Genomic DNA, 6,698 nt, shown 5'->3' with positions numbered 1-6,698 from the left:
TCCTTGTTCGAGTAGATCGAGTGGATCACCAGCTGCAGCAGCTGGCGGGTCTCCGCCTGGAACTCCAGCGTCTGGGTCGGGCTGGCCACGGGAGGGGTCTCCTTCGAGAGGTGGGAAGAGGGGGCCGGGTCGTCGCAGCCGGCCAAGTGGCCGGTCCGCTCACGGTCAGACATGGCTGAGGGGCTGATAGGGCTGCTCGGGGCGGCTGTGGCCGGGGCGGGCGGTGCCGTAGCACGAGAGGTAGAGCTTCCATCCGTCTCCGCATTCCAGCGTGGCGCCGTAGCGCACGGCGGGCGGGTTCGGGCGGGTGCTGTACCGCTCGGCGCGCACGACGTCGCCGCACGGATCGGACGCGGCGGCGACCAGGGCCTGCTCGACGAGGGCCACAGCAACCGGTTGGCCGGTCAGGTCCGGTGCCTCCACGCCCTCGGCCTTGGCCGGCTCCGTGGTGGGCGCGGGGCCGAGGGCGCCGGTGACGGACCACCACACCTGTCCGCCGCCGTCCAGGGTCACGGCCAGTCCGTAGGGGCTGTCGTCGTCCCGCTTGCGGGCGCCGGCGATGCCCGCAATACCGGGCGCGCGCGTGATCAGCAGCTGCTGCAGGTCGGCTGGGGTCATGGGTGTCGATCGGGGTCGGGGGACGGCACGCCGTCACCGGAAGGCGGTCATCGCGTCAGGCCTCTCGGGGAAGCGCGCGTCACGTTCTGCGGGGCCGGGGGCAGGCTCGCGTCGGCGGTCCGAGCCCCCGCCAAGGTGTGGCCCAGGGCCTCAGGGGCCAGCCGGGGGCGTGCGGCGCTGCCGGTCGCTGTCCGCACGCAGCTGCTCGGTGTGGGCACTGAGCTCGTCCAGGCGGCCGGCGATCTTCGGATGCTCCGCCGCGAGGAGGGGCCGGGTGTCGGCGAGCGGGGCGAGCAGGAGCGCGGGATCGTGGTGGCCCAGCGCGTCCAGCAGGCGTTCCATGGCGGGGGCCGCCGGTGTGGTGAGGTCGTCCAACGCGCCGATCTGTCCGGCCAGGCGGCGCAGTTCCACCGCGTTGTCGCGGGCCCAGGTGGTCACCGCCCGGTCAGCGGCGCGCTGGTCGCGCGTGGCCTGGACGCGCTGCTCCCCGGTGCTGCCCGCCTCGGTGCCGGCATCGGCGTTCGGGCGCATGCGCAGGTAGCGCCGCTCCGCGGCCTGCCGGCTCTGCACGCCCATGGGTTCGGCCAGATCCGCCCAGGTGGCACCGGCGCCGCGGGCGGTCTCGATGAGCCCGGTCTCCCAGCCGGCGAGTTCCTCACGCAGGTGGCGCAGCATCATGAGCGCCGACAGGGCCCCGGCGGGATCGCGCTGCCCCGAGTCGTCCGGGGGCGCGTGTCGGGCCGTGCGGGCAGCGGCGTCCATCATGCCCAGCGCGGCAGCAGCGGCCAGGAAAGAGGCCGGTCCCACTCCGGTCCCGCCGGTGTCCTGCACGTCCATTCCACGTCACTCTTTCGCTGACTGGGTCACTGTCATCTTATGGATGACATCCTACAGCGTGTCGTGTCGCGTCGCACCAGTCCGATCGGCGCAGTCGGGAAAGAGGTCGTTCCGGTCGGCCCGCCCCGGTCGCCTGGAACTGCAGGCGGGAAGGGGTCTGCCACAGGGGTGCCGAGAGCTCTGCGGTTTGTCTGTCGCGGACCCCTACCGCTTGATGCGGCGACGCTCATCGGGCCCTCGCCGGTGGGGAACGAGGCTTCCTCTCGGTGCAGTCGAGCGATGTCGGCATGACCGCCCCGGAACCAACCGGGCGACGTTGCCACGGGTGACCGAGCGCGAAACGAAATCGCTCGTTGCATCGAGGGCGAGGTGATCCAGGAGACCGCCGGCCGGTTCGGTGGCGCGGCGCGATGGCCACCGCTGTCGGCGCCAGGGCTGACCTCCAGAGTCGCCGCAGACGGGCCCGTGCGGCCCTTGACGCGGGCTCGGCTGGCGCCGGAGCAGTCGAGCCCCGCTGTACGCGGCGTCAGGTGCTCGCTGCCCAACACGCCCAACGCCCGCTGGACCACCCCTCGGGGTGGTCCAGCGGGCGTGTGAGGCACTTGGCTCTTCCAAGGGTTGGTCGGGCCCGGGTCTCGCCCGTGCTCGCCGCGGTCTCAGCGCGCGGCGCGGGCGTGCCGCGGTCCTGCGGAGCGTGTCGTACGGACCACGGCGGCCCGCGGCCGGGTGCGGCGGTGGACGGCTGTGGGCGCCAGCGCGGTCAGGATCGCGGCCAGTGCGAGCGGCAGCAGCAACAGCAACAGGGTCGTGGTCATCCGAACACCTCTCAGATTCGAATGCGGCTACCGCCGGGATTGGGGCGCAGTGCTACCAGCGGTACCAGCGGCCCCGGCCTCCGGAGGCGCTCGTGCCGCGGGCCACGAATCCCACCAGCCAGACGACGAGCACGATCACGGCTGCCCACCACAAGAGCTTCATCGCGAACCCGAGCCCGAACAGGAGCAGAGCCAGCAGAAGGACCAGAAGAAGGGGAACCATCGTTACCTCCGAGTCGGTGTCGCGAGACCGGATGCCCCGGGTCGGCACGAACATGCGCAGGAATCCTCCAGCCGATCCAGGGCAGACGGACTTCCCGACAGGCCAGCCCCACAGGCTGCCCCGGGGCCCGCCGGCACTGGCCCGGTGCCTGTCCGATTCGACGAGAGGACCAGACCGTGAAGACGCCGCAGGAGAAGCAGGGCCACGACGAGGAGCTCCAGCCCCACAGCGCGGAGCGTGCGCGTTGGGCGGACGGGGAGCGCTGGGTGGAGCCGAACAGTCCCACCTCCCACGAGGCCGGGATCGACGACGACGTTCCCGAGCCGCCGGCGGCCGACGTCGCCGCACCGTGACGGCCCGTCAGCGCGCTGGCTCGGCAGGAGGTTTGTGGCCGGCGCGCCACTGCGCAAGTGTCGTACAGTGAACCGCCGGGACCAGTGAGTCACGTCGCCCCCGGCACCACGTGCGGCCCGGCCACCGATGGTGGTGCCCGGGCCGCCACACTCCGGCCCACCCGCTGGTCGCGCCGTCCGCTGTCGCCCTCTGTTCGCCGGTCCCGGCATGCGAGGCCCGGCTCTCTGGGCCGGTCGGGTAGCCTTCGGTGCGTGCCGGCCGCTGATCTCGCGGGCGACGTGATGCGGGCCCTGCGGGCTGCGGGCTTCCAGCCCCTCCGGGGCGGCGGGGCTGAAGCCGGTCTGTTCGCCCAGGAGCACGATGAAGGGGTGCTGGTGGGCTGGAACCCCGGCCCCGACCTGCTCGGTCCGAGCGCCGAACTGCGCGGCCCGCTCACGGTGGCGCAGCAGCGACAGCGTTCCGAGGGGATCCGGCAGGTGATGGTGACCGCGTTGTCCGTGGTCCTGGTCGAGGCCGGCTTCGTGGTGACCACGCGCGAGAACGCGTTGGTCGTCCGGTGCCGCGTGGGTTCGTAGTCGCCGGCCGGCCCAGGGCGGCGTCCGCGCAGCGCGGAGCTGGGCCGGACGGGGGCGCTCCCAGTCGGTGCTCGGCTCTTCTCGCAGGGTCGCCAGGGCGTGCGAGAGCAGCCGCGAGGCCCACGCCTGCGACAGGCCCGGGCGGGCGCCGATCGGGGAGTGCGTGAGGCTTCGGTGAAGCGCATTGACAGGATCAGCCGATCGCGCGGCGCCGGCGCCGCGGTCGGGGGCCGTGGCGCCAGCAGATCGGCCGCGGTCTCGGTGTGGTTCCTCGACTTCGAGCGCGCTCGATCAGCGGAGACCCGTCATCCTGCGCGGCCAGCAGGTTCAGGGAGCCGGCGGTGCGAGCGTCGGCAGCGGCGTCTGGACGGCCTCGTCCCGGAAGCGACCCAGAACCTCGGTCCACCTGTTCGTCCCGGATCGTCTCCGAAGCCGCCGCCACCAGCTCCACCATTCCCGCCTCACTGCTCGGTCTCGCCTGTACTTCCAGCACGCGGTGCGGCTCGGAGGGCCGTCAGAACAGCAGGGCTACCTCACGCGGCGGCGCCGCAAAATCTATGTTCGCCGGAGTAGACATTGCTTGCGGGCCGGTTTATGGTTTCTCCCGTAGACAGCAGTCGGCGATACCGGCCAGACACGAACTGGCCGGGGTTGTTTGACCGAAGTGCGCAGTTCGGTCCGGCAGTGGAGTTCCGAAGCCAGGCAGGTGTACGGCGGCGACGGGACTGGCTGCCGGACCAGGCGGCCCGCAGGCATCAGGGGCCGCCACCGGCGGTATCGAGCAGTACGCAGTTCAGTGAGTGTGCAGTACCAGCAGTCGCGAAAAGGCAGGACCTCGGCAAAGGCGCTCAGACTGCGGGCGCGCGTGCCCGGGGGTTCGAGCACTGGGTTCCGAGGTCACCGCGGACGCGGGACGACCCGCGGGGCGCGGGCTCTCGAACCAGGTGGGCCGTCACGGCCACCGACCAGCAGGTGCAGTGCCAGCAGTACCGAAGTGACAGACCGATACTACGGATGAACGGAGGGCGCAAGCGCCATCAGGATCGCCCGGCCCGTGAACACTCGTCCGGGCGGACACCGCAGACCCCAACGCAAGGACGGTGGTTCCCGGTCACGCATACGCGATCCCCGCACCCCCTCCCCGGGGCACTGCGGAAGTAGAAGGACCGGCCCAGGCCGGTAGATGGTGTTGTTCCCCTTCGGGGCCCCGGAGCCGACAAGGCGCCGGGGCCCCTCGACGCGTTCTCCCCGAGAACCAGAAAGGTGCAGTGACTACAACGGCCAGCCCCGACACACCCGACAGGCTCGACGACGACGACTACCCCGCTTACACCATGGGCCGCGCCGCCGAGATGACGGGCACCACCCCCGGCTTCCTGCGAGCCCTCGGCGAACACCGCCTCATCACCCCCCTGCGCTCCGACGGCGGCCACCGCCGTTACTCCCGCTACCAGCTACGGATCGCCATGCGGGCCCGCGACCTGGTCAACCAGGGCACCCCCATCGAAGCCGCCTGCCGCATCGTCGTCCTCGAAGACCAACTCGAAGAAGCCCTGCGCATCAACGAACACCTCCGCCGCTCCCCACACCGCCAGGAGCCCACCGCAGACACGTGACCGCCCGCCGGCCCGACGAGACCGGCCTGCGGTGAGCGGCAGCGCTCACCGCAGGCCGCCCCGAGAGCGAGAAGCCCCGACACCGGCGTCCTCGACGCCCTCAACCGCGCTCACTGCAGCAGTCCGCAGCGCCCTGCCCGCCAGTCCTTTCAAAGCCCGGACCGAAGCGGCGCGCGAGCACTCCGCCGAAGGTGACGGCGACAGGAGCGCATCATCCAACCTGGGCGGCGAGCTGACGCCGGACATGACGAAGGCCCTCGGCTCTGCGGGCTCCACCGTCACCGCCCTCGGTGCCGGCCCTGCTCGTCACCGCCGGCCGGCGCGATCCAGGCGACGGCCCGGCCCTCACAGCTGCCGTACAGCAGGCGCAGGGACGATGACCGCCATGGCCGGTGCCCAGGCCCTTGGGCCCGCGGAGGGCGATGTCATATTCTGTGGGACATGTCGACCCCTGACGGGCTGCTCATCGACATCGCGGCGATGGTCGAGGCCGAGCACAGCAACCAGATGTCCCTGACCGTAGTGGTCCCCGGGGCCGTGATCACCGGCAGACTCGCCCCGGTGGCCCTGTGGTTGGAGCGGGTGGCCGAGGTCCTCCAGTCGTCGGAGCACCTGAAGCCCTTCGCCACTCTCTTCGCCCGCCCGCCGACGCGCCGCCCGCACGGCCCACCCATCTGCATCTCCACCGAGCGAGGATCCTGCAGGGCGACTTCGGACTGCCCCACACCGGCGGCATGTACCGCATCGCCATCGAGGACATCAGCAGCTGGACGGTCGGAGACCTCAGCTACTCCGACTCCTGACCGCCGCAGCAGGCCACGTGACTACCGCCTCGGTGCCCTGTCTCCCCGCAACAGCGCGTCCGCCAGAGCATGACGGGCACAGCTCGGCAGGTCGGGCGGCTGCCAGAGTTACGCCGCGAGCGGCAGGTCGTCGTCGCCACTGCGGACGGTCCGGAGCTGGCTTGCCTGGGCTTGGTCGAGTGCTCGGGCGAGGGCGTTGACGGCCTGGTCGGCGGAGTCCTTGAGGAGGTGGCCGTAGAGGTCGACGGTGATGGCGAGGTTGGCGTGGCGCAGGGTCTTGGAGGCGACGGCGAGGGGGATTCCGGCGGCGATCATGATGCTGGCGGCGGTGTGTCGAAGGTCGTGCAGGCCGATTCGGGGGAGGTCGAGTTCGGCGGTGCGTTTGCGCAGCTGTTCGAGGACCCACTGCGGGCGTAGGGGCTCGCCGTCCGGGCGAGCGAAGACGAGGCCTTCGAGCCGGCCGTCGGGGTGGTGGGCCATCTGGAGCTCTGCCTGGCGGTGGAGGGCGGCCATGACTCTGGGGGAGAGGCTGATCCATGCGCGACTGGCTTCGGTCTTGGGCTCGCTGAGGTGGATCTTCCCGTTGTTCACGGCGGTCAGCGTCCAGCGGACGTAGAGCTTGCGGTCCATGAGGTGCACGTCAGACCAGTGCAGGGCGAGGATCTCGCCGCGGCGCATGCCGGTGCCGAGCATGACCTCGAACAGGTCGGTGAGCCGGTCGGCGTAGTGCTCGGCTCCGTGGCGCAGGAACGCCGCGGCCTCAGAGGGCGTTCGATACCGATTTAGGCTGCCGCGAAGGGTTTCGGGCGGAGGTATTGCCCGATTCTGTCGGGGCTGGCGGTCAGGCGGGTGGTCAT

Annotated in this window: 8 protein-coding genes and 1 pseudogene; 4 read left to right on the top strand and 5 right to left on the bottom strand. The window is 71.4% G+C overall.

Annotated features, from left to right (window positions below; all coding sequences use genetic code 11):
• Window positions 1-165 precede the first annotated feature (165 nt).
• The 4 genes from ACFXPX_RS43115 to ACFXPX_RS43100 all read right to left on the bottom strand — a co-directional run bounded on the left by ACFXPX_RS43115 (window position 166) and on the right by ACFXPX_RS43100 (window position 2,493).
• Window positions 166-618, bottom strand: coding sequence for a hypothetical protein (locus ACFXPX_RS43115; RefSeq protein WP_380529349.1), 453 nt, complete (start codon window positions 616-618; stop codon window positions 166-168).
• A 150-nt stretch (window positions 619-768) separates the two neighbouring features.
• On the bottom strand, window positions 769-1,455 hold the full coding sequence (locus ACFXPX_RS43110) for a type III effector protein (RefSeq protein WP_380529350.1): 687 nt from the start codon (window positions 1,453-1,455) through the stop codon (window positions 769-771).
• A gap of 656 nt (window positions 1,456-2,111) precedes the next feature.
• The gene (locus ACFXPX_RS43105) at window positions 2,112-2,270 is read right to left on the bottom strand and encodes a hypothetical protein (protein WP_380645044.1); all 159 of its coding nucleotides are present in this window, start codon (window positions 2,268-2,270) and stop codon (window positions 2,112-2,114) included.
• 52 nt (window positions 2,271-2,322) lie between these two features.
• Complete coding sequence (locus ACFXPX_RS43100; protein WP_380529354.1) at window positions 2,323-2,493, bottom strand: hydrophobic protein; 171 nt, start codon at window positions 2,491-2,493, stop codon at window positions 2,323-2,325.
• 176 nt (window positions 2,494-2,669) lie between these two features.
• Between ACFXPX_RS43100 and ACFXPX_RS43095 the strand changes: the two genes are divergently transcribed.
• The 4 genes and pseudogenes from ACFXPX_RS43095 to ACFXPX_RS43080 all read left to right on the top strand — a co-directional run bounded on the left by ACFXPX_RS43095 (window position 2,670) and on the right by ACFXPX_RS43080 (window position 5,841).
• Entirely contained in the window at window positions 2,670-2,846 is a 177-nt protein-coding gene (locus ACFXPX_RS43095; RefSeq protein WP_380645043.1) for a hypothetical protein, read from the top strand.
• A 252-nt stretch (window positions 2,847-3,098) separates the two neighbouring features.
• On the top strand, window positions 3,099-3,422 hold the full coding sequence (locus ACFXPX_RS43090) for a hypothetical protein (RefSeq protein WP_380529357.1): 324 nt from the start codon (window positions 3,099-3,101) through the stop codon (window positions 3,420-3,422).
• Window positions 3,423-4,756: 1,334 nt separating this feature from the next.
• Window positions 4,757-5,038, top strand: coding sequence for a MerR family transcriptional regulator (locus ACFXPX_RS43085; RefSeq protein WP_380533193.1), 282 nt, complete (start codon window positions 4,757-4,759; stop codon window positions 5,036-5,038).
• Window positions 5,039-5,479: 441 nt separating this feature from the next.
• Window positions 5,480-5,841: pseudogene (locus ACFXPX_RS43080) on the top strand (hypothetical protein).
• A 108-nt stretch (window positions 5,842-5,949) separates the two neighbouring features.
• On the opposite strand, the gene ACFXPX_RS43075 reads toward ACFXPX_RS43080, so the two are convergent.
• A partial coding sequence (locus tag ACFXPX_RS43075; RefSeq protein ID WP_380645042.1) for a site-specific integrase occupies window positions 5,950-6,698 on the bottom strand: 749 nt, incomplete at its 5' end.

The organism is Kitasatospora sp. NPDC059146 (assembly GCF_042786665.1).
In the GTDB taxonomy this organism is placed as follows: Bacteria; Actinomycetota; Actinomycetes; order Streptomycetales; family Streptomycetaceae; genus Kitasatospora.
This window is presented reverse-complemented; position numbering and strand designations above follow the sequence as displayed.